We start from the raw sequence: 24,876 nt of genomic DNA, 5'->3' as shown, positions 1-24,876 counted from the left end.
CGGTAAATGCAGGGGTTGGACCTCGCCTATATGCTGGGGCTGGTGCCGGTGCTGCTGAGCTATGTGCCGCTGACGCTGTTCATGGCGGTGGTGGCCATGGCGCTGGCACTGGTGCTCGCGTCCCTCTTGGCGGTGGAACGGGTGCTGCGGATCCCGGTGCTGGACCAGCTGGTGGTGCTGTTCATCAGCTTCTTTCGCGGCACGCCGCTTCTGGTGCAGCTGTTCCTGTTCTACTACGGGCTGCCGCAGGTATTGTCGGTGCTGACCCAGATTGACGGGGTCACCGCGGCAATCATGGGGCTGACCCTGCATTTTGCTGCCTATATGGCCGAAAGCATCCGCGCCGCCATCCTTGGCGTCGATCGCAGCCAATGGGAGGCGGCGCAGTCGATCGGCATGACCCGCGGCCAGATGATGCGCCGTATCGTGCTGCCGCAGGCGGCCCGGATCGCGGCGCCGACGCTGGTCAATTACTTCATCGACATGATCAAGGGCACTTCGCTTGCCTTTACGCTGGGGGTCACTGAAATGATGGGGGCGACCCAGAAAGAGGCCGCAGGCAGTTTCCTCTATTTCGAGGCCTTCCTGGTGGTGGCGGTGATCTACTGGATTCTGGTGGAGGCGCTGTCGCTGGCGCAGCGGCTCTTGGAGACCCATCTGAACAAGGCCTATGCACGATGAGCGATGCAAGATCCGACACCGCGATTTCCATCACCGGGCTGCGCAAGACATTTGGTGACAGCGTGGTGCTGGATGGCATCGATCTGACCATCCAGCCCGGCGAGCGTATTGTCATCATCGGCCCGTCGGGCACCGGCAAATCGACGCTGCTGCGCTGCCTGAATTTCCTCGATGCCCCCGATGCCGGTCTGATCCGCATCGGCGATCTGGCGGTGGATGCCGCCCGCGCCAGCAAGGGCGATATCCTGGCCCTGCGCCGGCGCACGGGGTTCGTGTTTCAGAACTATGCGCTGTTTGCCAATAAGACGGCGGCGGAAAACATCATGGAGGCGCTGGTCACCGTTCAGAAGCAGCCCCGCGACACAGCCCGCGCCCGCGCGCTGGAGATCCTGGCGGAGACCGGTCTGGCGGAGAAGGCCGATGCCTATCCCGCCAGCCTGTCGGGCGGCCAGCAGCAGCGCGTCGGCATTGGCCGCGCGATGGCGCTGGGGGCCGAGCTGATGCTGTTTGACGAGCCGACCTCGGCGCTGGATCCCGAATGGGTGGGCGAGGTGCTGGCGCTGATGCGCAAGGTCGCCGAAGAGCGCCAGACCATGCTGATCGTCACCCATGAGATGCAGTTTGCCCGTGAGATCGCCGATCGCGTGGTCTTCATGGAAGGTGGGCGGATTGTCGAACAGGGCCCGCCGGCGCAGATCTTTGACGCGCCACAGGATCCGCGCACAAGGGCCTTTCTGCGCCGGGTGGGGTGACGCCCGCCGTCGGAGACATCAATCGCAGACGATCCAGACGCAAAAAGCGGGCCACTGGCCCGCTTTTTTCCATCGCGAAGATGGGTATTCCTGAGACGCTGTCAGCCTGGGATCCACACCCTGCCCTGCTCAGGCGCGCCGAGCGGAGGTCAGATCCTGCCGCACCCCATCAGATCGCAAGCGATCAGTTGGTGGTGGTGGTGGTGCTGGTTTCGTCGTCGTCGTTCAGGATCACACCCAGAATGACCGCAGCGGCAACGCCGCCTGCAATCAGAGTGCCCTGCTCAAGACCGGTACCGCCGAGCAGGGTCGGGGTGCCTTCTTCCTGAGCGGAGGCGGTGGTGGTTGCGGCCAGGGTGGCCAGGGCGAGTGCTGCGAAGAACTTGTTCATAATCCAAAACTCCTTTGGAGACCGTTGAGCTGAGAGTAGGTGAGTTACCCTTTGAATTCAACGCAGCTTTTAGCAGCAATATCCCGGGGACTGGAATTTTTTTTCCGACGTTGCCGAGATATCGCTCATTTTGGCGGATATGGCTCCAAACCGCCTGTTTTTCATAGCCTCCGGGGCCGGATCAGCCGCCGGTGGTCAGCTGACGGATGCGCAGATAGCCGACATTGGGACCGGCCCATTGGCGTGATTGCCAGACCCGGCCGCTGCGCGAATCTACCCAGTAGTCATTGACGATCTCGCCGCCGCGCCCCGGCTGGCTGGGCTGGCAGCGTTCCTCGATGTGGCGGGTCGGGTAGCGCAGCTCCACGATGACAACCGGATCAGCCCCGAGATCGCGGCGGCTGCAGAGCATGTCGAGTTGCCAGGCGTCATTGTCGAGCCCGCGGATATGATAGCGCCGGGCGCCGCTGCGCAGAGGTCCACCGGTCTCCCCCGCCACCAGGGCGGAGCTGGACAGGATGTCATTGCCAAGGTTGCGGGTGGCCACCAGAACGCCGTTGCGCAGGGTCAGGCTGATATTATCCTCGGTGCGCCAGACCGCCACCGTGCCGGGGCTGTCATCGCGGCGCAGCTGCTGGCGCGACAGATAGGCAAAGACGCCGTTTTTCTCGATGGTGACCTCGATATAGGGGTCCTTGATCTCATCCAGACCGGCGCGGGTCAGCGGCGGGCGCGCGGCCGGATCCGCCCGGCCCCCGGACAGCCGGGCGCCAACCCGGTCCGACAGGTTGCGCAACAGTTCGACCTGCAGGGGCGGCGCGTCCGGTCCGCGGCTGCAGGCGGTCAGCGCCAGCAGCCCCAGCAGGGCGACAAACGGGGCCAGACGCCCCCGGGGGTGACCCGTTGCAGACATCTTCATTCCCAGATCCTCGCCCGTTGCCGGGTCAGCTGCGCGCGGTGGGCCTCGCGGATTTGTCCATAAAGCCGGTCGGGGACATGCACCCGCTGGCCACCATCCCGCTGGGTCGGGCGCACCACCATGCCAAATGTATTGCGGCTGGGTTTGCCCAGAAGCCAGTCCAGCGGGATGCTGAAGCGGAAGCCCTTGTCAAAGGAGCCTTCGCCAAAATCCTCGGAGGAGACATCGGTGAGGGTAAAGAAGCCGCCGACCCGCCAGCCATTGGCAAATTCGCGGTCCAGGCTGAAGGTGGCGCCATAATCGCCGGCCAGATAGCGCCCGGCATCCACCTGCACATGGTAGCCTTTGTCGAGCTGGTAATAGGCCGAGGCATGGCCGGTGAAGGTCTTGTAATCGCGAAACGACAGCCGCTGATCGTAATCGCGCTGCACCACGTAGTTGGTCTCAATCCCAAGCGCCAGACGGCTGGAGACCGGTTTCCACAGCAGCTCTCCCGAGACGCCGCCAAACATGCTTTCAAACAGGCCGACGGTGCTGCGGGCATAGAGATCCCGCCCCATCTGCCATTGCTTCGTGACATAGAGGTTTTTCAGCGTGGTGCCGAATTGGGCATATTCCCTCGCATCTGTCCGCACCCGTGGCAGCACCGAATTGGAGGCGCGCCCGTCTGCCACATTGCCCCAGACCCGCTGGCGGAGGGTGCCCGCGATGCGCCAGCCCGGGGCGGGCGCATAAGAGGCCTTCAGATCCACCCCCACATCCAGCCGGAACGGCAGATCCGGGTCAAAATAGGACGGCGCGGTATAGGGGCTGATGGAGGTGGAAAACGCCGGGTAGAGATCCTGCGCGACCAGCGCCTCCCCGGCCAGCGGGCCTGCCTCCTGCAGGCCGGTCACCGCCCAGAGCGCCTCGGTGGCGTCGGGGTGATGTTCCAGCGCCTCCAGATCGCTGCGCCGGATCACCACCTGCGACAGCGCCAGCCCACCGCGCATCGGCACGATTTTCAGCGTCTCCACCGAGGGCGGCAGCAGCCGTGCCATGGCGCGGGCGGCGCGGCCGATGGCCAGGGTCTGGGCGCGGTAGCGGGGATTGCGATAGCGCAGCTCGGCCTCGGTGCCATCTGCGGGCAGGGTCAGCGCCTCAAGAATGAGCCCATCCTGTTGCAGCGCCGCGCTCATCAGATCCCGCAGGGTGGTCTTGGCGCGGGTGCTCCGGGCCCAGTCGCGGCTCCAATGGGCCTCCTCGGTGGCCCAGCTGCTGCGCGGCGCCACCGGCACCGGCGCGCTCACCCGCATCGGCTGGGGGGGGTGTTTCGGATTGAGCTGGATCTGCGCGGTCACCCCCAGTTCCGAGCCATAGAGGTAATAGGCCCCCAGCCGCAGCCCCGGTCTGGCCTGGTATTCGGCGCCGAAGCTGAAGGAGGATTTGCGCTCAAACACATTCGGAGCGCCGGTCTCCAGCACATAGGCATCGGAGGAATATTCCGCCTTCAGCCCCCAGCGGTCATTGGGCAGCCATTCGATACCTGCAAAAGGCGCCATCTCGCCGCGAAACCACTGGTCATAGGACAGTTCACCGCCGGTACTGCCGGCCGTGAACCCCGGTCTGCTGCCGGCCAGGCTGCCGATGGATCCGCTGGTGCCCAGGCGTCCCCAGCCCAGACCGGCGGTCAGCTTCAGCCGCCCGGCCCCGCTGCGATGGCTGAGGGCGGGGGTGTCAAAATTCTTGGTGGCGACGATATATTCGCCGGCATAAATCCCGGTGCCGGCAAAATCCTGCAGGCCCAGGGTCACGGCCGGACGATAGCGCCCCTCGCGCAGCAGCCGCAGCCGCACGTCAAAGCCGCGGTCATAATAGGTGGAGAAGCCGGCAATCTGCGCGCCATTGGTCTGGATGCCATTGTAGCGGAACGCGGCGCTGAGCCAGGGCGTGGCCTGAAAGGTCAGATTGTAGCGGGCCTGACCGCCAAACCAGGAATAGGTGGCGGCAAACTGCCCGTCCGGCAGCATTTCGGCGCTTGGCATGTCCACCAGACCGGGGGAGCCGTAGAAATTGAGGCTGGGGGCGGGCAGCGGTTTGAAGCGCGGGGCCTCCGGCTTGGGCGCGGTGAGCGCATCCTGCGCCTGTGCGGCCCCTGCACCCAGACCCGGACTGAGACCCAGCACAGCCACACAGGCAGAGGGCAGAAGCACCGAAGCGCGGAGAGATCGAAGAGCAAAGATCACGGGCGGGCTGCCTTGTTGTCTGGTCGGGGCTTCGGAGGGTCCGAGAATCGGCGGGCCGATCCGCAGCTCTGCGCCCCGGGGGCGCGGTTGGCCCGGTTAGACCACAAAAGCCGCAGGCGGATCAACGATCTGGCCAGCGCCGACCCCTGCCGGAGATCGACCTGTGACCGGCAAACTATAGTGTCTGCGCATTCCTCCCGATGACCGCTCCCCAGTTCCCGCCCCCAGTTGCCATCCCCGGTTGTCGGCGCTGTCCGTCAGCGCGACGGGCGATGTGACAGGACACCGGGTCGTCAGGAGGTCTTGCGCGCCTCTTCGGGGGTGCGGTAGCCCTCGACCCAGCGTTTGATCAGCGCCCGGGCCGCGCCTTCGTCTCCTGCTGCCACTGCCTGGCGCAATCCGCGGATCAGCGCGGCGACCTCGATTTCCGACAGCACCGCCTCGCGGGCGCAGAAGATCTTCTGATGGCGGGTGGTGATCAGGTCCGAACTCAGCGTCAGCTCTTCCTGCATCTTTTCGCCGGGGCGCAGCCCGATGATCTCGATGGCGATATCGCCGTCGGGATCCTCATCGTCGCGCACCGAATAGCCGGCACTTTCGATGACCTGACGGGCCAGCTGCAGGATCGAGATCGGCTCGCCCATGTCGAGCACAAAGACCTCGCCGCCAAGCGCCTCGGCGCCGGCCTGAAGCACCAGCTGCACCGCCTCGCGGATGGTCATGAAATAGCGTTTGACGCGCGGATCGGTGACGGTGACCGGCCCGCCGCGGCTGATCTGCTCCTGAAACAGCGGCACCACCGACCCCGAGGAGCCGAGCACATTGCCAAAGCGCACCATGGTGAAGATGGTGCCGGGATTGCGGGTGGCCAGATCCTGCACCACCAGTTCCGCCATCCGCTTGGAGGCGCCCATCACATTGGTCGGGCGCACCGCCTTGTCCGAGGAAATCAGGATAAAGCGTTCCACCCCGCTGCGCGCCGCCGCGCGGGCCAGGGTTTGCGTGCCAAAGACATTATTGGCCAGACCGGGCAGCGGGTTGGCCTCCACCAGCGGCACATGTTTATAGGCCGCCGCATGCAGCACCACCTGCACGCCGTGATCGGCCAGCACCATGCGCACCTGGCGCGGATCGGTGACCGAGCCCAGCACCGGCACCAGGTCGATACCGGTGCCTTCCAGCTGCTGCTCCAGCTCCTGATGGATGGTGTAAAGCGCCAGTTCCGACAGCTCGTAGAGCACCAGTTTGCGCGGCCGGCAGGCCAGCACCTGACGGCAGAGTTCGGAGCCGATGGACCCGCCGGCGCCGGAGACCAGCACCACCCGGTTCTGATAGGACCCGCTGGCCTCCTGCAGGGGCACATCGCGGGTGGCCCGACCGAGGAAATTCTGCGGCGCGACGGGTGTCAGCTTGTCCACCAGTGCCTCTTCGCCGATGAGCTGGGCAAAGGAGGGCAGCGCCTGTACCTCCAGCCCGATCCGCTGCAGGCGTTGGATGATCTGGGCCTGTTTCGGCTGGCTCTGCGAGGGCATCGCCAGCAGCACCCGTTTGACCTGGCGGGCCTCGGCCAGCTCGGCGATGCGGGCGGGCGGGAACACCGGCAGCCCCACCAGCGTCACCCCCTGCAGCGAGGTATTGTCATCGACAAAGGCGACAGGATCAATGCCGTCATGGGCCTTCAGCGCCTGGGCCAGCTGGGCGCCGGTGGTGCCGGCCCCGTAGATCAGCACCCGGCAGCGCGGCTGGGCGCGCCGGTAGATCGCCACCACCACCTGATAGAGCAGCGCCCGCGCGGCCAGCAGGCAGAGAAAATAGGTGGTGGCAAAAACCACATGGGTGCCGGGCGGCAGATCCGGGCCAAACAGCAGCGTCAGCCCCGCCGTGGCTGCGGCGGTGATCGAGGCCAGCAGCGCGGTCAGCCCGACGGCATGGCGCTCATAGGCGTTGAGCTGCACCTTGGGCAGCCCCAGCCACAGCGCCACCGCCGCCGCCAGCGCCAGCACATAGGGCAGCACCGGCAGCATGGCCGCCAAGGTGGCCAGCGCCGATCCCGGCAGCGGCAGCACCAGAAAGGTCAGGAACAGCGCCAGCGGGATCAGGGTGAGATCAATGGTGAGAAAGATATAGGATTTCTGTTTGCGTGACAGCGCACTGATCAGATTGAACATCCCTGGCCGTCCCCGCTTCCAGTCCCCGGTGGCCGCCTGCAGTCCGGGGCGGCCCGTCGATATGTCCCGATGTCGCGCCGAAGTCACTCCGATGCACATCGTTTCAAATGTGTTTTTATCAATCCCCGCAGCAGGTCCCCGGACCCTCATGCGCTGGGTGGGTCTCTCTGGCTGCGGGCCTATGTTTCTTTGGTCCAACCTTCGGGCCCTGTCCAGGAAATCCAGCCTGAAACATCCAAAGGTCATCCGGAGATCACTTTAGACCCATTTAGGGGCTAATACAAAACCGCAACCAGCAAAAAAGCGCCGCCTGCCGGTGATTTGCCCGGTGATTTGCCCGTTTTGCCGCGCCGGTGACCTGCCCCGAGCCTTGATGCCGGTTCTGAAGGCCCCGGTGCCGCCGGAGTGGCGGAGGTGGCGGGTCCCCTGCCGCTCCGGGGGGGCGATATGGGCCCGTCCGGCGGGAAACGGCCGCTCCGGGGGGCGAATCATCGGATCCCCGCAGACCTGTTCTCAGCCGCGCCGGAACAGGTTGCCGATGGTTTGAAACACCAGGTCAAAATCGTAGCATATGCTCTGGTGGCGCTGGTAGATCAGGTCCAGCCGCGCCTTCATCGGCACGCAGAGGCGGGAATAGACCTGATCGGTTTCCTCGGCGGTGGTGCAGCGCGCCAGCAGGGCGGCCTCATGCCGGTGATAGGTGATCGAGGCCAGGCCGGTGACGCCGGGGCGCGATTTCAGCACCCGGGCATAGAGGTCGGGGTTGGCCTCGACATATTGGCGCAGCGGCGGGCGCGGCCCGACAAAGGAGAGATCCCCCTTGAGGATGTTCCACAGCTGCGGAAACTCATCCAGCCGCCGGGCGCGCAGCCAGGCGCCTGTTTTGGTGATGCGGGCCGATTTGTCGCCGCCGGAGACGCCGGTATCCTGGTCCACCACCTGCATGGTGCGCAGTTTCCACAAGGCAAAGGGCTGATCGACGCCCTTCATCCGCTCGGCCACATAAAACAGCGGGCGGCCTTCCTTCAGCAGCAGCCAGGCCATCAGCGCCAGCAGCACCGGACCCAGCACCACCACCAGAAGGCTGGCAAAGAAGAGATCAAAGAGGCGTTTGCGCCAGGTCATATGCGGGGATCCTTATCGGAAACGGAAGGGGACAACAGGCCCAGTCCGCGCGCCTCGGCCACCAGATCAGCCGCTGTGGCAACAGGCAGGCAAGCTGGCAGATCTGCGGCGGGTGCAGGCTCTGGCGTCAAAAGCCCGATCAGCCGGCTGACGTCAAGCTGCACCTCGGCAATGGCGTGACCCGGCGCGGGCCTGCGGGCAAACTCCAGCCCCGCCGCCTGCAACAGATCGCCCATTGCCACCAGCCCGGGCTGGGCGATGTTCAGCACCTGTGGCAGCGCCGGGCTGGCGATCAGGGCGGCCAGCACCTCGGCCAGGGTCCGCGGGCCGATATAGCTGCGCCGCGGCGTCTGCCCATCGGCAAATTGATCCAGGCAGAACCCGGCCCGCCAGCCACCAAGAATGGCATCAAAGCCGGCAATATTGCCAATCCTGAGCAGGGTGACATCCAGCCCCAGCTCTGTGGCGCGGGTGCTGCTGGCCTGTTCCATCTCGGCCTTGGCGACGCCATAGGGGGCCAGCGGCGCCAGCGGGGTGTCTTCCCGCAGCGGGCCGGGGGTCGCGCCATAGACCGCCGCCGAAGAGGCCAGCAGCACCCGTGGCGCCCCTGCCCCTGCTCCTGCGTCGCGCGCCCGCGCGGAGGCCTCCAGCGCAGCCAGCGCCAGGTCGCGATGCTGCACCAGCTGGCCCGCCCTCAGATCGCCGCCCGCCGTGCCGCCGGGCACCGGCCCCGCCAGGCAGAGGATCGCCGCACAGCCCACCGCCGCCTGCAGCAGCGCTTCGGGCTCTGCCAGCGGCTCGAAAACATGCCAGCCCCGGCCGTCGGGACCGGTCCCGACAGGCGGGCGGCGGCGCTGCCAGCGCAGCCCCTGCTCCGGCCCGCTCCACTGGCTGCGCAGGAGCCCGCCGATCCGCCCCGAGGCGCCCATGATCAATACCGGAGCCAATGCGGGGATCAATATGGGTGGAAAACGCATCAGCCCCCCTGTTACCGTTGCCCTTGCGGTTGACGCAGTCTGCATGCCCAGTATCTTGCGGAGAACAAAAATCAAGCCGTTTTCGGACAAGGACTCTCATGCGCCGCCTCACCCTCCTGCTTGCCACTCTTGGCCTTGCCCTGTTGCCGGCCGCCTGTGGCCGCCTGCCCGGTGGCGCTCCCGCCAGCGAAGAGATCCTGAAAACCGCCGATGATGCGGATGCCGATTTTGCCCTTTATCCGGTGACCCGCGCCTTTCTGCCCACCGTGGCGCATTGGCCCGAAACCGGACCGCAAAGCGGCGGCGGCCAGAGCGGCAAGCGCCCGCTGAAATGGATCGGCGCCACCCGAGGCGCCAAGACCCAGATCATCCAGCCCGGCGACCTGCTGACCCTGCGGATCTGGGACAGCAGCGACAATTCCCTGCTGACCTCGCCTGAAGAGAAAATGGTGCAGCTGCAGGATGTGACGGTGGCGGCCAATGGCAGCATCTTCATGCCCTATGTGGGCAATGTGAACGTCAACGGGCTGACCCCGGATCTGGCCCGTGAAAAACTGCAGCGCGAGCTGGAAACCATTGTTCCCTCGGCCCAGCTGCAGCTCGATATGACCGAAGGCCGCAGCAATTCGGTGGATCTGGTCAGCGGCGTCACCACCCCCGGCACCTACCCGATGCCCGATCGCAATTACACGGTGATGGGGCTGATCGCGGCCGGCGGTGGCATCAGTGCCAGCCTCAACAACCCGCAGATCCGCCTGGTGCGCGGCAGCAGCATCTATGGCACCTCGGTGGAGGCCCTGCTCAATGATCCGCGCCGCGACACGCTGCTGCGCGGCGGTGACCGGGTGTTTGTGGAAGAGGATGCGCGCTATTTCCTGTCCTTTGGCGCCACCGGCCGTGAGGATCTGCACACATTCACCAAGGATCAGATGTCGGCGATGGATGCGATGTCGGTTGCCGGCGGGTTTCAGGACAGCCGCGCCGATCCGCAGGGCCTGCTGGTGCTGCGCGAATACCCCGACAGTGCGCTTGCCCCCGGTCAGCGCGGCCCGCGCCAGGCGCGGGTGGTCTTTACCCTTGATCTCACATCGGCCGACGGGTTGTTCTCGGCCCGCCGCTTCCAGATCAATTCCGGCGACCTGCTGATCGCCACCGAGGCACCAGTGAACGACGCGCTGACCATCTCCAATATCATCGGCAATTTCTTCGGCGTCTTCAGCCGCGCCGGGGTGCTCTGATCCGGATAAGATTCTTGTATGAAACGGTTTATTGCCATCAATAGTGTAAGAGCCAGTACGTTTTTGAGGCACTAAAACTGACAGACCCACCATCACAGCCTCAAGTGTCTGTGGTCGTGTTTTGACGATACTTCTTAATTTTCAAAGGGTGCAGTCAGTTTGACTGCACCCTTTTGTATTTTACCCAACAAAGATCACCGAATGTGATCTGTACCATTACTTCTCTCCGTTTTTTGCTGCTACAGGCAATATGACGAAAGCATCTTGGTCCGTAGCAAATAAATCTGCTGATATAAGGACGTTCAATCCCTGATTTGACGCGCAGAGAAGAGATTTTCCTATTTCGAGCGTTTTAAGGGGGGGATAATCTTGAAGGAAAAATCCTCTGTACAAAGTGTACATTTTCATTTCACCTTCACATGTTGATAAAGAGGTCTGTTCGGCAGATGGCTTGGCGCAAGCTTCCTTGGCCTCACAATTTTCTAAAACCCACATAGAAGACAGAAATTTCTCCACGAAAATCGGTTGAATTTCTCTCTCCTCCAAAATTAGATTACTAATTATAGAAGGTTCGTGCTCAATTGATAACACCAAGAATTCTAAAGCCTCTTCAAGAGAAACCTTTAATTCGCTGCAAATATACTTAGCCTCACGTTCTCCTGTTGAGAAGATCTTACACCCTGTAGAGGCTTGAGGGCTTAGTTGAGTTTGGGCGTCGACACATGTCGTAAAAAATATTGACACAAAAGCACATACCAAGATTTTGAAAGTTGCATTCATTATGCTACGAACCTTAAAATTATAGCGATACGATATCGCTGTGCTCGCCATCTGTTCTCTTAGAGATGTAACTGAAGCCAAGGCGGCAGGTCCAGAGGCAAACAAGTTATCTAAGCAGATTCACAACTGATCGAATATACTCAAGCGAGAGCAACCGGACAGCTGATCCGGCTGCTGCGCCCGGCCTGAGGCAGAGCCGTGTCGCGCTCTGATCAGTCCAGCAGCCGTTCCAGATAGGCACCATAGGCGTTTTTGGCGAACATCTCGGCGCGGGTGCGCAGCTGGTCGGCGCTGATCCAGCCCGCCTCATAGGCGATTTCCTCGGGGCAGCCGGTCTGCAACCCCTGACGTTCCTGCAGGGTGCGCACGAAATTGCCCGCATCCAGCAGCGAGCCATGGGTGCCGGTGTCCAGCCAGGCATAGCCGCGGCCCATGGTCTCCACCCGGAGGGCGCCTTCGTCCAGATACATCTGCAACAGATCGGTGATCTCCAGCTCGCCGCGCGGGCTGGGGGTGACCTGCCGCGCCCGCTGCGGCGCGCTGCCGTCCAGGAAATACAGCCCCGTCACCGCATAGTTCGACGGCGGCACGGCGGGTTTTTCGATGATCTCGCGGGCGCGGCCCTCGGCGTCGAAATCCACCACGCCATAGCGTTCGGGATCGGCCACGTGATAGCCAAAGACGGTGCCGCCGCTGGTCTGCGCATCCGCCGCCGCCAGCAGTTTCGGCAGGCCATGGCCAAAGAACACATTGTCCCCCAGCACCAGCGCCGAGGGGGCGCCGGCCAGGAACTCTTCGGCCAGCACAAAGGCCTGTGCCAGACCGTCCGGGCTGGGTTGCTCCACATAGGTGAGATGAACGCCCCACTGGCTGCCATCGCCCAGAAGCCGGGTGAATTGATCCTGATCCTGCGGCGTGGTGATCACGCAGATCTCGCGGATGCCCGCCAGCATCAAGACCGACAGGGGATAATAAATCATCGGCTTGTCATAGAGCGGCAAGAGCTGTTTGCTGACCGCCATGGTGATCGGATAAAGCCGCGTGCCCGAGCCACCGGCCAGAATGATACCCTTACGTGCTGTCATGCCTGCGCTCCCAGATCCTTCAGAATATCCCTCAGCCCGGCCCGCCAATCCGGGCGTGTGATGCCAAAGACCTTCTCCAGCGTGCTGCAATCCAGCCGTGAGTTCAACGGTCGCCGCGCCGGGGTCGGATAGGCCGTACTGGGAATTTCCGCCACCGCACAGGGGAGTTTCGCCTCGGCGAAAATCTCGGTGGCGACCCCGGCCCAGCTGGTCTCGGGCTGGCCTGCAAAATGATAGGTGCCGGATTTTTCCGGCGCCGTCATCAGCTGGCGGGCGATCTCCACGCAGGCCGCCGCAATGGCCCGGGCCGGGGTCGGCGCGCCGATCTGGTCGGCCACCACACGCATCCGGTCGCGGTCCTGGCCGAGCCGCAGCATGGTCTTGACGAAATTGCTGCCATGGGCCGAGACCACCCAGGAGGTGCGCAGGATCACATAAGCCCCCCCGGCCAGGCGCACGGCGGCCTCCCCGGCCTGTTTGGACCGCCCATAGGCATTGACCGGCGCCACCGGCTCATCCGGGTGCCAGGGGCTGCTGCCCTTGCCGTCGAAAACATAATCGGTGGAGAGGGTGACAAAGGGAATGCCCAGCATGGCGCAGGTCTCGGCCATGACGCCGGGGGTGCTGCCATTGATCACCGTGGCCAGGTCCTCTTCCGCCTCGGCCCGGTCCACAACCGTATAGGCCGCCGCATTGATCACCGCGGCAGGGGCATGGGCGCGGATCATCTCGGCGCAGGCCGCAGGATCCGTGAGATCCGCCTGATCGCGGCCGAGGCAGAGAATATCATCATGCGCCGCCAGTTCCCGCGCCACCTGGCCGGTCTTGCCAAAAACGAGGATCATATACGGCTTCCTTTATGACATAGATACAAGGCTGTAGCCCAGATAGCCAGTTCCGGAACAAAGGTCCAATGCAGCAGAAAAGGACAAAACCCAATGAGGCTGGCTGGCTGGCACATAGCCCGATGGCAGATGCGCTGTCAGCATCAGGACATCGGCCCCATAGAGGAAACTGCCCGGCAGCATGCCGGGCGCGCCTGACCTTCCCCCCGGGAAGGCGCCTTGCACCTTCCCAAGGTCAGACTCGCCCTTTGTGGCCTATCTGCCGTCACTTTCCCGTCCCCAACCGCTGGCCGACCCCGTCGCGGCTTTGCAGCGCGCGCCACCAGGCCTCATTGTCGAGATACCATTGCACCGTGCGCGCCAGCCCTTCCTCCACGGTGACGCTGGGCCGCCAGCCCAGTTCATCGCGGATACGGGAGGGGTCGATGGCATAGCGGGCATCATGGCCCGGCCGGTCCGTCACAAATGTGATCTGGTCCTTGTAAGATCCCCCGTCATCCCGGGGCCGTTTCTCGTCGAGGATCGCACAGAGCGTCTCGACCAGCTCCAGATTGCTGCGCTCATTCTCGCCGCCGATATTGTAGCTGCGCCCCACGCGCCCCTCGGACACCACCAAGAGCAGCGCATCGGCGTGATCTTCCACATAAAGCCAGTCGCGCACATTGGAGCCATCGCCATAGATCGGCAGCGGCCTGCCTGCCAGCGCATTGAGGATCACCACCGGGATCAGCTTTTCGGGGAAATGAAAGGGACCGTAGTTGTTCGAACAATTGGTCAGCACCACCGGCAGCCCATAGGTCTCATGCCAGGCGCGCACCAGATGGTCGCTGGCGGCTTTGCTCGCGGAATAGGGCGAGCGCGGATCATAGCCGGTCTCTTCGGTGAACAGCACATCAGGGTCGGCAGGCAGGCTGCCATAGACCTCATCGGTGGAGATGTGATGGAACCGGAAGGCCTCCGGGCGGCCCGCCTCGCTCCAGTATTTCCGCGCCGCTTCCAGCATCTGATAGGTGCCGGTGATATTGGTCTCGATGAAATCCCCGGGGCCGTCGATGGAGCGGTCGACATGGGATTCCGCGGCCAGATGCATCACCACATCCGGGTGATGTCGGGCAAAAACAGTGTCTAATGCGGCGCGATCACGGATATCGACCTGCTCAAAGGCATAAAGCGGGCTCTGCGCCACAGCCGCCACATTGTCCAGACAGGCGGCATAGGTCAGCGCATCGAGGTTCACCACCTGATGGCCGCGCGCCACCGCCAGTCGGACGACGGCCGAGCCGATGAAACCCGCCCCACCTGTCACCAAAATCTTCATCTCTTATCCTTCCCACACGAAGGGGCTGTCGAAATCCTCAAACCGGGGCGCCCTGGCGTCCTTGTCGGACAGGACCGGGCTGCCGTCAAACCCCCAGGTGATGCCGCAGCTGTCCCAGGCCACCCCGCCGTCACACTCCGGCGCGTAGTAATCATTGCATTTATACAGCACCTCGGTGTGCGGCAGGCGGGTGATGAACCCATGCAGGAACCCGGCCGGGATCAGCAGCTGGCGCCCGTTTTCCGCCGACAGCTCCACCCCGGTCCAGCGCCCATAGGTGGGCGAGCCCTTGCGGATATCCACCGCCACATCAAACAGCGCCCCCTGGCCGCAGCGCACCAGCTTGGCCTGGGCATGGGGCGGCGCCTGGAAATGCAGCCCGCGCAGGGTGCCCGGCTCCATCGACAGCGAATGATTGTCCTGCACAAAATCGAAATTGAGCCCCGCCTCGGCCATCCGCGCCCGGTTCCAGCATTCGGAGAAAAACCCCCGTGCATCGCCAAACCGCGCCGGTGTCAGGATCTTCACCCCCGGCAGGTCCGTGTCCTCAATCTGCATGTCCTCTCCCCCCGATCTGCTGCCGTGGTCCTGTCCTCTGTCCTAACGCCCAGACGCCGGTGATGCCAAGGGAAAGGCACATATTGTGGTCCCAACCCACTCTGCGGCTGCCTGACAGCGGGGCCATATGGGATTTCATGAACAATTAAAGGTTTGGACACAGCGCTCTGCTAGGCTCCCCGGAAACGGGCTCATAGCAGGCAGGGATGATATGCCGATATATCAGGATTACCGCGCAGTTTTGATAGATGACGCCACCGGCTGGCATGATGGCTCCGGCGTCATTCGCTATCAGTTCATCACCTCGGTGCCGGATTATTACGACTATGACCCGATCTGGGGAGATTATGACGTCGGCGGGGAATACCTGCCCGAGGGGGCGACGGTGAACATGGACCCCGCCGAACGGCAGATGATGTTGCAGGCGGTCGCAGCCTGGAACGAAGTGGCCAATCTCAACCTGATGCCCGCCGAGGGCGGGATGGCGGATCTGACCTTTGCCAGTGCCCATTTCGCCGATGACGGGCTGTTCGGCTTCATTTCCGATTTTCCCGAACCGGCTGATCTGGGCCGTACCCCGTCGCTGGCCGGGGATCTCTGGATCAACAACAGCAACCCCGATCAATATGTGCCAAACATCGGACCCATACTGGGGCATACCAGCTGGAACACCTATCTGCATGAGCTGGGCCATGCGCTGGGGCTGCGTCATCCCAATGAGCAGCCCGACAACCCCGACACCAGCGGCCAGTTCACGGTGATGTCCTATGTCGCCCATCCGGGCGAGGCGGATCTGAGCTATAACGCGCAGGGCTGGGCGCTGACCCCGATGCTCTGGGACATGCAGGCGCTGCAGGCGCTTTATGGCGCCAATACAAACACCCGCACCGATGCCACCAGCTATTTCGGGGTCGGCGACGGGCGTGGCGGCCAGGCCTATCAATACGGGGCGGATGAGATGACGCTGCGCGGTGCGGATGGGGTGGCGCGCAATGTCAGCCTGACCATCTGGGATGCCGGCGGCGCGGATCTGATCGACGCCTCCGATCTTGGCAGCAACAGCCGGATCGACCTGCGCCCGGGGCAGTATTCCACCATCGGCAGCCTTGAGAACAATGTCGCCATGGCCGCCGCGGTCCGGGTAGACGGGCGCACCGTCAACCTGATCGAGGACGCCTGGGGCGGGGTCGGCAATGACCATCTGATCGGCAATGGCGCCGCCAATACGCTGGTCGGCAACGCCGGGCGTGACACGCTGGCCGGGGCACGCAACAGCGATGTGCTGATCGGCGGGCAGGGCAGCGACCGGCTGCAGGGCGGCAAAGGCCATGACCTGCTGGAGGGCGGGCGCGGACGCGACACGCTGAAAGGCGGCGCCGGGCAGGATACGCTGGAGGGCGGCGGCGGCAATGACCGCATGGCCGGGGGACGGGGCGCGGATGTCTTTGTGTTCTCACGAGGGGCCGATGTGGTGATTGATTTTCAGGGCAACGACCGGATCGACATGGCTGCCGCCACCGGGGTGCTGGATTTTGCCGATCTGCGCGAGGATCACCTTGAGGAAGACGGCGCGAATCTGGTGATCCGGGATCAGGACGGCCAGTCCCTGACCCTGCTCAACACGGCATTCGGTGATCTTGCGGCGGATGATTTCCTGTTCTGAGGGCGCCTCGGACCGCCGCCTTCAGCACCGATCCCTCTATCGCCAGACCTTCTGTCAGAAGATGAAAGCATCAGCCGGCAGGCCCCTGTCCTCAATCTGCAGGGATGCGCTCTGCTGGGCTCCCCTGCGCGCACGCTGCCAGAGCGCGCTTCTCTTATAATCTGCCCTCCCCTCAGTGTCCCGGATATCCCACGGTGGAGGGACAAAGAGGCGGATTTCTGACGCCTCTGTTCCAGGTGCGGATCTCTGCCCGCCATGGGTACCGCCGCGCGGCCGTCCTTGCGGGGTGCTGCACCGTGCCCCTTTCCCCTGAGTGACCCAAGGGAATGCCGCCTCTGGCAAAAAATCTACTATTGCGCGATCTTTATCTACAATATGCACGTTTAACGTGAGTCTTGTTTCATTACAGATGGAAAGCAGATCCCATGCCGTTATATCAGGATTACCGCGCCCTTTTGGTCAGCAACACCGATGGCTGGCACGACGGGGATGACACGATCTCTTATGGCTTTGTGAGCCAGGTGCCAGGCTATTACCCCTATGACCCGGCCTTTGACGACTATGCTGTCAGGGCAGGCTATATCCCGGCCAGCGCCTCTGTTGCGATGGATGCGCGGCAACAGGCGCTGATGCTACAGTCAGTGGCAGCCTGGAACGAGGTCGCCAATGTCAATCTCACCCCTGCCGGACCCGGGGATGTGCTGGATATCGCCTTTGCCAGCTACGGGTTTGACAACACCGGTCTCTTTGGCTTTGTCGCCAATTTTCCCGATGCAGATGATCTGGGCACGGAGGCCTCTATGGCCGGGGATCTCTGGATCAACAACAGCAACCCCGATCAATATGTGCCAAACATCGGACCCATACTGGGGCATACCAGCTGGAACACCTATCTGCATGAGCTGGGCCATGCGCTGGGGCTGCGTCATCCCAATGAGCAGCCTGACAACCCCGACACCAGCGGCCAGTTCACGGTGATGTCCTATGTCGCCCATCCGGGCGAGGCGGATCTGAGCTATGACGCGCAGGGCTGGGCGCTGACCCCGATGCTCTGGGACATGCAGGCGCTGCAGGCGCTTTACGGCGCCAATACAAGCACCCGCACCGATGCCACCAGCTATTTCGGGGCCGGCGACGGGCGTGGCGGCCAGGCCTATCAATACGGGGCGGATGAGATGACGCTGCGTGGTGCGGATGGGGTGGCGCGCAATGTCAGCCTGACCATCTGGGATGCCGGCGGCGCGGATCTGATCGACGCCTCCGATCTTGGCAGCAACAGCCGGATCGACCTGCGCCCGGGGCAGTATTCCACCATCGGCAGCCTTGAGAACAATGTCGCCATGGCCGCCGCGGTCCAGGTAGACGGGCGCACCGTCAACCTGATCGAGGACGCCTGGGGCGGGGCTGGCAATGACCTGCTGATCGGCAATGAGGCCGCCAATACGCTGGTCGGCAACGCCGGGCGTGACACGCTGAAAGGCGGCGCCGGGCAGGACAGGCTGGAGGGCGGCGAAGGCAATGACCGCATGGCAGGAGGCCAGGGCGCCGATGTCTTTGTGTTTTCGCAAGGGGCCGATGTGGTGATTGATTTTCAGGCCGAAGATCGCATCGACATGTCCGCCGCCACCGGGGTGCTGGATTTTGCCGATCTGCGCGAGGATCACCTCGAGATCCGCAACGCCGATCTGGTGATCCGGGATGACAACGGCTGGTCCCTGACCCTGCAGAACACCGCGTTCGAAGATCTCAGGGCGGATGATATCCTGTTCTGAGGGCCCGGCCCGTCAAGCTCTGAGCAGGTTCCGGGCACGTCCGGGAACCTGCTCTTGGAGCGGCCCTCTGCCTATTTCCGACAGCCGATAGCGGATCAGAAGATAAAGTCATCCGCCGTCAGGTCTGCGGCGATCTGATCGAGCAGCAGGATCTCCCCCGCCCCGGTCTGGATCAGCGTATCCTCGCCCTGCTGCTGCAGGCGCAGATCCCCCAGATCCTCGGCGATGCCCGCCCGCGCCAGACGTCCAAGGTGGATCACATCCACTCCTTGCGTGAAATCGCGGATCCGGTCGCTGCCGTGGCCCGCCCCAAAGACAAAGACATCGGCACCCTGGCCGCCCACCAGAAGATCATTGCCGCCGCCGCCATCCAGCGTGTCATTGCCCTTCTGGCCAAACAGCTTGTCCCGGCCGCTCTGGCCCAGCAGCCGGTCGCCCTGGGCACCGCCGCGCAACAGGTCATTGTGGCCGCCGCCGCGCAGCAGATCCGCATCGGATCCGCCCAGCAGCCGGTCGCCGCCGCGTCCGCCATCCAGCGTGTCACGGCCGGCCCCGCCCACCAGAAGATCGCGCGCGCCCTGCCCCAGCAGCACGTCATTGCCCGCCTCGCCGCGCAAACGGTCGCCGCCCTGACCGCCCAGCAGCCGGTCATGGCCCGCATCGCCCCAGAGACTGTCGCGCCCGTCGCCACCCAGCAGCGTGTCATTGCCCCCCAGCCCGTTGATCTGATCGCCGACGCTGCGCGCAGCAATCCGGTCGGCGCCGCCGCTGCCATAGCGCATCGGATCCGGTGCCTCTGCGGGGGGCAGCATCCGGTCGGCAAAGACAAACCCCCCGGCAAAAAGATCCGCCGCATCCAGACTGCCGCCATCGGCGCTTTGCACCACAACCTCGGTGCGGCTGCCATCCGCTGCCTGATGGGTGATCACGGCGCCATCGCTGCGGCTGCGGATCTGCAGCCCATCCAGGCTGCGCAGCCCGTCAAACCCCGACAGATCCAGACTGTCCTGCCCGGTCTCGAAATCACTGATGCGCAGGCTGCCACTGCGCCCCTCCTCGGCCGGGCGCAGCACGAAGACATCCGCCCCCGCGCCGCCGCTCAGCACTGCACCGATGCCGCCCGCCAGCACATCCGCCGCGCCGGTGCCGCTGATCCGGCCGCCGACAGTGGTGATCACATCGCCCAGCTCTGCCAGCGGCAGGGTGAACAGCGACAGCCCCTCGGCCGTGCCGGAGCTGGCAAAGATCTGCAGATCCCCCCCGATCACCGCCGCCGCCAGCGCGGTGACATTCTCCAGCCCCAGCCCGGCCTCGCCGGCATTGCTGGCATGGGCGAGGCTCGTGACATGCACCAGCTGGCCCTCCGGCAGGATCCGAAACAGCGCCAGCCCGTCGTCGCTGCCCGCCGCCAGCACCAGCATCTCGCCGGCGACCTCGACCACCTCCAGCGCGGTGACCCCGCCAAAACGGGTGGCGGCGGTGTCCAGCACATGATCGCTCAGGCTCATCTGACCATCGCGCCCCAGCGCAATCAGGCTGAGCGAGCCGCTGCCCGCCGCCGCCAGCACCGCCCAGCTGCTGCCAAAGGCGGAGAAGCTCTCCACCGCGGTCGGTTCGGCCAGCCCCAGCCCATCCGCCGCGCCAAGGCTGTCGGCCACCTGCAAAGCGCCGCTCTGCGGATCGATCCGGTAGCTCAGCAGCCCCTGTTCAATCCGGTCGGCCAGCAACAGCAGCTGCGCGCCGCCGCCCAGGTCCGCCAGCTCCAGCGCCACCGCGCCGGGGCGGTCATAGGCCGCCGCGCCGCCCGCCTTGGCCACCTCCGCGCCGCCCGCCCCCAGCTGCCAGCCGCTCAGCCGGCCATTGGCCAGCCCGTAGACCACCGATCCCCCGCTGCCCAGGCTGCCAACCACCGTGGCGTCCAGCCCCGCAGCCCCCGCCCCCGGCAGGCTGTCCTGCTGCTGCGCCGACAGCTGGCCATTGCCGCCGATCTGATGAAACGCCAGGGCGCTGCGGGTGCTGCCCTCGACCAGCAAACGCGTCTCGCCGCCGATCTCGGCCAGGGTCGCCTCGCCCCCCGCCAGCCCCAGCGCGCGATGATAGACCGTATCGCGCAGAACCGGCGTGCCGCCTCCCAGGCTGTAGCTGGCAATGCCGCCATTCAGCCCGCTGACCGCAAACAGCTGCACCGCGCCATTGGTGCCCTGATGGATTTCCAGATCGCGCAGATCGCTGTCCAGCAGCAGATCATTGGCTCCGAACCGTCCTGCAAATCGTAGATCCATCTGTGTTGCTCCCGCGCTACCTGATCACCAGACCCGCCGGAGCTGCATTTCCGGGGGCAGGATCAGCCTCACGGGGAGAGGCGGCGGCAGAGCGGACGGGAATGGGGCAGAAACGCGGCTATTGTTTACATATTGAAGACAATCCCCACGGTCAGGCGCGGAGGAAACAGTCGCCCCCCCCGCAAAAGGGGTGTTGCAGAGCGGGCGCACGCCCCCTTAGGGGCCGGGTGATCCGACTGGGGCATTCTGGCGCCATCCCCGCGATCAGGAGCCGCCAGAATGCCAGACATCACCCCAGACACCCTGCCCCAGACCACCCCTCTTCTTGCCCTGCCCTATCTGATGCCCGCCCAGGCGCAGAAACATGTGACCCATAACGAGGCGCTGCGCATGCTGGATGCGCTGGTGCAGCTGCGGCTGGAGGCCATTGACGCCACCACCCCGCCCGCAACCCCGGCCGAAGGTGCGGCCTATGGGCTGGCCGACAGCCCGGCCGATGCCTGGGCCGGTCAGGGCGGGCGGCTGGCGATCTGGCAGGATGCCGCCTGGCAGTTCCTGACGCCGCAGCCCGGCTGGCGCGCCTGGGTGCCGGCGGATCAGGCGCTGCGGGTCTGGGATGGCACCCAATGGCAGCTGCCGCCACTGAGCGGCGACCGGCTCGACCGGCTGGGCATTGCCACCGATGCCGATGCCACCAACCGCCTGTCCCTGCGCAGCCCCGCCAGCCTGCTCAGCCATGATGGCGGCGGCCATCAGCTGAAGATCAACAAGGCCTCGGGCAGCGATACCGCCAGCCTGCTGTTTCAGTCGAACTGGACAGGCCATGCCGAGATGGGGCTGGCGGGCAATACCGATTTCACCGTGAAACTCTCTCCCGATGGCAGCAATTGGGAGGCCGCCATGGTGCTGAAATCCGCCAATGGACGTGCCGGCTTTGGCACCTATGATCCCGGTGCCCGTCTGGAGATCAGCGGCGATGACAGCACGCTTCTGGCGCTGACCGCGACGGGCAGTTCGCAGGATTATCTGACCGCCGGCGATGGCAGCGGCGCGATGTTCCGCCTGGCCCAGAATGGCAATGGCTATTGCGATGGCGCCTGGACCGGCGGTGGCGCGGATTATGCGGAATTCTTCGAATGGGAGGATGGCAACCCGGACGGAGAAGACCGGCGCGGCCTCGCGGTGGTGATGGCGGGTGACCGGATCCGCGCCGCAAGCCCCGGCGAGACGCCGATCGGGGTGATTTCCACAACCCCGTCGATCCTCGGCAATGACGACGGCGGGCGCTGGCAGGGTCGCAGCCTGCGCGATGGCTTTGGCGCCATGCTGCGCGATGCCGGCGGCGCGCCCTGCCTCAACCCGGCCTATGACCCCACCCGCCCCTATCGCAGCCGCGCCGAACGCGCGGAATGGGCCATGGTCGGGCTTCTGGGCCGGCTGCGCCTGCGCACAGGCCAGCCCACCGATCCCCGCTGGATCCGCCTGCGCGCCCTGCCCGCCAGCCAGGACACCCCCGCCGAAGGGCTGGAGGAATGGCTGATCCGTTAGCCAGGGCAGGCGGTTGTCACTTGCGGGCGTAGATATCCTCGTAGCGGATGATGTCATCCTCGCCGAGATAGCTGCCGGTCTGCACCTCGATGAGGACCATCGGCACCTTGCCGGGGTTCTCCATCCGGTGCACCGCGCCCAGGGGAATATAGACCGACTGGTTTTCGCTCACCAGCTGTACCCTGTCATCCACCGTCACCTTGGCGGTGCCTTCGACCACGATCCAATGTTCCGAACGGTGGTGATGGCTCTGCAGGCTGAGCGCCGCGCCGGGGTGGACATGGATGCGTTTCACCTGGAACCGTTCGCCCACCACCAGGCTCTCAAACCAGCCCCAGGGCCGGTGATCCTTGGGGAAGGCCTCGGCCTGGCGGGCGGATTTCGCCTTCAGCGCGCTGACCGCCTGTTTGACGTCCTGCGCGCGGGAGGCATGCGCGACAAGCACCGCATCGGGCATTGCCACGGCAATCACGTCTTTCAGCCCGATGCCGACAACCTCCAGCCCGTCATCCTCCGAGCGCAGCAGGCTGTTGCTGCACTCAATGGCGGTGGCGCGGCCCTGGGTGACAATGCCATCGCCATCCGGCCCGCTTTCGCGCCAGACCGCATCCCAGCCCCCCAGATCGGACCAGCCGCCCGCATAGGGCACCACGGCGAGATTCTCTGCCCGCTCCATCACCGCATAGTCGATGGAGATATCCGCGGCCCCGTCCCAGGCCGCCGGGTCCAGCCGCAGAAAGCCCAGATCCGGCTCCCCCTGATCCACGGCGCCCTGCACCGGCGCCATCAGATCCGGCGCATGGGTCTCAAAGGCGGCGATGATCGCCTTCACCGAGAACAGGAAGATGCCTGCGTTCCACAGGAACTGACCGGAGGCCAGCATATCCTCGGCGGTGGCCAGATCCGGTTTCTCGACAAAGCGTTTCAGGCCGATCACCTTGGGGCTGAAATCACCGGGATCGCCATCCAGTTCGAGATAGCCATAGCCGGTCTCGGCCCGGTCCGGTTTGATCCCGAAGGTGACCAGCTGGCCTGCCCGCGCCGCCGGTTCCGCCGCCGCCACCGCCGCACGAAAGGCCGCCGCATCGGGCACCACATGATCCGAGGGCGCCACCAGCATCAGCCCGTCAGGATCGCGCGCCCGCAGCCAGAGGGCCGCCGCCAGCACCGCAGGCGCGGTGTTGCGTCCCGCCGGTTCGATCAGGATGGCGCCCGGATCAATGCCCGCCTCGGCCAGCTGTTCGGTGACAATAAAGCGGAAATCGGAATTGGTCAGCACCATCGGAGCCGCAAACCCCTCGCCCGACAGGCGCAGGGCGGAGGCCTGAAACAGCGTGGTCTCCCCGACCAGGGGCACAAATTGCTTTGGGTAGCTTTTGCGCGACAGCGGCCACAGCCGTGTGCCCGAGCCGCCGCACAGAAGAATGGGGGTGATCATGAGCTGTCCCTTTCCGACCGGTCTGCGGGTCTTAGTCTGACCTGTTTGAGGCAAATGTCTGCCCATTTTTCAGGCCATCTCCCTGTCTTTTCTGGGCCTTTTTTGCGGCGATGGCCAGCGGGCTGGTCATTTGCTGCGCAACCGCTCCGGATCCTGCTGCAGATACCACGCATAGGTCTGGGCAATCCCGTCGCGCAGCGCAATCTCGGCCTGCCAGCCCAGCCGGGCCAGCCGCGAGACATCCATCAGCTTGCGCGGGGTGCCGTCGGGCTGCTCCGGGTTGGTCCGGATCTCGCCGTCAAAGCCCACCACCCCGGCCACCATCTCGGCCAGCTCCAGGATCGAGATATCCTGCCCGCAGCCGACGTTGATATGGCTCAGCATCGGGCTGGTTTCGCGCTGGTAGGTCGCCGGGTCCAGATCCAGCACAAACAGCGAGGCCGCCGCCATGTCATCCACATGCAGGAATTCGCGCCGCGGCGTGCCGGTGCCCCAGATCGTCACATGATCCTCGCCCGCCCGCACCGCCGCATCAAAACGGCGAATGAGCGCCGGCAGAACATGGCTGTTTTCGGGGTGGAAATTGTCGCCCGGCCCATAAAGATTGGTCGGCATCACCGAGCGGTAGTCGCGGCCATATTGGCGGTTGTAACTTTCGCAGAGCTTGATGCCCGCGATCTTGGCAATGGCATAGGGCTCATTGGTGGCCTCCAGCCGATCCGTCAGCAGCGCCGCTTCGGCCATCGGCTGGGGGGCATGTTTGGGATAGATGCAGCTGGATCCCAGCTGCAACAGCCGCTCAACCCCATGCTGATGGGCGGCATGGATCACATTGCATTCGATCATCAGGTTTTCATAAATGAAATCCGCCGGATAGGTGTTATTGGCATGGATGCCGCCCACTTTGGCCGCCGCCAGCACCACCTGATCGGGGCGTTCTGCGGCAAAAAAAGCCTGCACCATGGCCTGATCGGTCAGATCCAGCTCGGCGCTGGTCCGGGTGATCAGCTGGATGTCGTCTCCGGCCGCGCGGCGCGCCTGCAAGCGGCGCAGGATGGCGCCCCCCACCATGCCACGATGGCCGGCCACATAGATTTTCACAGCGCTGGTG

Annotated in this window: 20 protein-coding genes; 6 read left to right on the top strand and 14 right to left on the bottom strand. The window is 64.5% G+C overall.

The features are described 5' to 3' along the window. Positions 1 to 6: 6 nt before the first annotated feature. Together VWZ81_RS09270 and VWZ81_RS09265 are read left to right on the top strand one after the other, a co-directional pair. On the top strand, positions 7 to 681 hold the full coding sequence (locus VWZ81_RS09270) for an amino acid ABC transporter permease (protein ID WP_340547826.1): 675 nt from the start codon (positions 7 to 9) through the stop codon (positions 679 to 681). Continuing rightward, on the top strand, positions 678 to 1,433 hold the full coding sequence (locus VWZ81_RS09265; RefSeq protein WP_416542565.1) for an amino acid ABC transporter ATP-binding protein: 756 nt from the start codon (positions 678 to 680) through the stop codon (positions 1,431 to 1,433). Before VWZ81_RS09270 ends, VWZ81_RS09265 begins: the two co-directional genes overlap by 4 nt. 184 nt (positions 1,434 to 1,617) lie before the next feature. On the opposite strand, the gene VWZ81_RS09260 is transcribed toward VWZ81_RS09265, so the two are convergent. From VWZ81_RS09260 to VWZ81_RS09235, 6 genes are all read right to left on the bottom strand, one after another. Continuing rightward, positions 1,618 to 1,824: a hypothetical protein gene (locus VWZ81_RS09260; protein WP_340547824.1), complete on the bottom strand. Its 207-nt coding sequence runs from the start codon at positions 1,822 to 1,824 to the stop codon at positions 1,618 to 1,620. 181 nt (positions 1,825 to 2,005) lie between these two features. Continuing rightward, positions 2,006 to 2,743, bottom strand: coding sequence for a YjbF family lipoprotein (locus tag VWZ81_RS09255; protein ID WP_416542564.1), 738 nt, complete (start codon positions 2,741 to 2,743; stop codon positions 2,006 to 2,008). Continuing rightward, on the bottom strand, positions 2,740 to 4,914 hold the full coding sequence (locus tag VWZ81_RS09250) for a YjbH domain-containing protein (RefSeq protein ID WP_416535236.1): 2,175 nt from the start codon (positions 4,912 to 4,914) through the stop codon (positions 2,740 to 2,742). The genes VWZ81_RS09255 and VWZ81_RS09250 overlap by 4 nt, the downstream gene beginning before the upstream one ends. Positions 4,915 to 5,261: 347 nt before the next feature. Continuing rightward, positions 5,262 to 7,136 carry a polysaccharide biosynthesis protein gene (locus VWZ81_RS09245; protein ID WP_340547822.1) on the bottom strand — a complete coding sequence of 625 codons (1,875 nt, stop codon included), beginning with the start codon at positions 7,134 to 7,136 and terminating at the stop codon, positions 5,262 to 5,264. A 513-nt stretch (positions 7,137 to 7,649) separates the two neighbouring features. Then, positions 7,650 to 8,261 (bottom strand): sugar transferase, encoded by a 612-nt coding sequence (locus tag VWZ81_RS09240; RefSeq protein ID WP_416542563.1) that lies wholly within the window; start codon positions 8,259 to 8,261, stop codon positions 7,650 to 7,652. Further along, the gene (locus VWZ81_RS09235; protein ID WP_416542562.1) at positions 8,258 to 9,238 is read right to left on the bottom strand and encodes an NAD-dependent epimerase/dehydratase family protein; all 981 of its coding nucleotides are present in this window, start codon (positions 9,236 to 9,238) and stop codon (positions 8,258 to 8,260) included. Before VWZ81_RS09235 ends, VWZ81_RS09240 begins: the two co-directional genes overlap by 4 nt. Before the next feature lie 98 nt (positions 9,239 to 9,336). On the opposite strand from VWZ81_RS09235, the gene VWZ81_RS09230 reads away from it, so the two are divergent. Then, a complete protein-coding gene (locus VWZ81_RS09230) occupies positions 9,337 to 10,476 on the top strand; it encodes a polysaccharide biosynthesis/export family protein (protein ID WP_416542561.1) in 1,140 nt (379 codons plus the stop codon). A 216-nt stretch (positions 10,477 to 10,692) separates the two neighbouring features. On the opposite strand, the gene VWZ81_RS09225 is transcribed toward VWZ81_RS09230, so the two are convergent. The 5 genes from VWZ81_RS09225 to rfbC form a co-directional block, all read right to left on the bottom strand. Beyond that, positions 10,693 to 11,256: a hypothetical protein gene (locus tag VWZ81_RS09225; protein ID WP_416542560.1), complete on the bottom strand. Its 564-nt coding sequence runs from the start codon at positions 11,254 to 11,256 to the stop codon at positions 10,693 to 10,695. 212 nt (positions 11,257 to 11,468) lie between these two features. Then, complete coding sequence (rfbA, locus tag VWZ81_RS09220) at positions 11,469 to 12,341, bottom strand: glucose-1-phosphate thymidylyltransferase RfbA (protein WP_340547817.1); 873 nt, start codon at positions 12,339 to 12,341, stop codon at positions 11,469 to 11,471. Next, positions 12,338 to 13,186, bottom strand: a complete 849-nt coding sequence (gene rfbD / locus VWZ81_RS09215; protein ID WP_340547816.1) for a dTDP-4-dehydrorhamnose reductase — start codon at positions 13,184 to 13,186, stop codon at positions 12,338 to 12,340. Before rfbD ends, rfbA begins: the two co-directional genes overlap by 4 nt. 265 nt (positions 13,187 to 13,451) lie before the next feature. Next, on the bottom strand, positions 13,452 to 14,504 hold the full coding sequence (gene rfbB, locus VWZ81_RS09210) for a dTDP-glucose 4,6-dehydratase (protein WP_416542558.1): 1,053 nt from the start codon (positions 14,502 to 14,504) through the stop codon (positions 13,452 to 13,454). Between the two features lie 3 nt (positions 14,505 to 14,507). Next, a complete protein-coding gene (gene rfbC, locus VWZ81_RS09205; protein WP_416535213.1) occupies positions 14,508 to 15,062 on the bottom strand; it encodes a dTDP-4-dehydrorhamnose 3,5-epimerase in 555 nt (184 codons plus the stop codon). Between the two features lie 211 nt (positions 15,063 to 15,273). On the opposite strand from rfbC, the gene VWZ81_RS09200 reads away from it, so the two are divergent. Both VWZ81_RS09200 and VWZ81_RS09195 read left to right on the top strand, forming a co-directional pair. Beyond that, positions 15,274 to 16,725, top strand: a complete 1,452-nt coding sequence (locus VWZ81_RS09200; protein ID WP_416541044.1) for a M10 family metallopeptidase C-terminal domain-containing protein — start codon at positions 15,274 to 15,276, stop codon at positions 16,723 to 16,725. A 425-nt stretch (positions 16,726 to 17,150) separates the two neighbouring features. Then, positions 17,151 to 18,497 carry a M10 family metallopeptidase gene (locus VWZ81_RS09195; protein ID WP_416542557.1) on the top strand — a complete coding sequence of 449 codons (1,347 nt, stop codon included), beginning with the start codon at positions 17,151 to 17,153 and terminating at the stop codon, positions 18,495 to 18,497. Between the two features lie 95 nt (positions 18,498 to 18,592). Here the strand turns inward: VWZ81_RS09195 and VWZ81_RS09190 are convergent, their stop codons facing one another. Next, complete coding sequence (locus VWZ81_RS09190; protein WP_416542556.1) at positions 18,593 to 20,779, bottom strand: calcium-binding protein; 2,187 nt, start codon at positions 20,777 to 20,779, stop codon at positions 18,593 to 18,595. Positions 20,780 to 21,058: 279 nt separating this feature from the next. On the opposite strand from VWZ81_RS09190, the gene VWZ81_RS09185 reads away from it, so the two are divergent. Further along, a complete protein-coding gene (locus VWZ81_RS09185) occupies positions 21,059 to 22,327 on the top strand; it encodes a DUF2793 domain-containing protein (protein WP_340547857.1) in 1,269 nt (422 codons plus the stop codon). 16 nt (positions 22,328 to 22,343) lie between these two features. Here VWZ81_RS09185 and VWZ81_RS09180 read toward each other — a convergent pair whose 3' ends face one another. Together VWZ81_RS09180 and fcl are read right to left on the bottom strand one after the other, a co-directional pair. Continuing rightward, complete coding sequence (locus VWZ81_RS09180; RefSeq protein ID WP_416542555.1) at positions 22,344 to 23,765, bottom strand: mannose-1-phosphate guanylyltransferase/mannose-6-phosphate isomerase; 1,422 nt, start codon at positions 23,763 to 23,765, stop codon at positions 22,344 to 22,346. A 126-nt stretch (positions 23,766 to 23,891) separates the two neighbouring features. Next, a partial coding sequence (fcl, locus tag VWZ81_RS09175; RefSeq protein ID WP_416549205.1) for a GDP-L-fucose synthase occupies positions 23,892 to 24,876 on the bottom strand: 985 nt, incomplete at its 5' end.

Origin of the sequence: Phaeobacter sp. JH20_34, assembly GCF_048056095.1 — a bacterium.
Classification (GTDB): domain Bacteria; phylum Pseudomonadota; class Alphaproteobacteria; order Rhodobacterales; family Rhodobacteraceae; genus Phaeobacter; species Phaeobacter bryozoorum.
The sequence above is the reverse complement of the archived record's forward strand: the minus strand, read 5'-3'. Positions and strand labels throughout refer to the sequence as shown.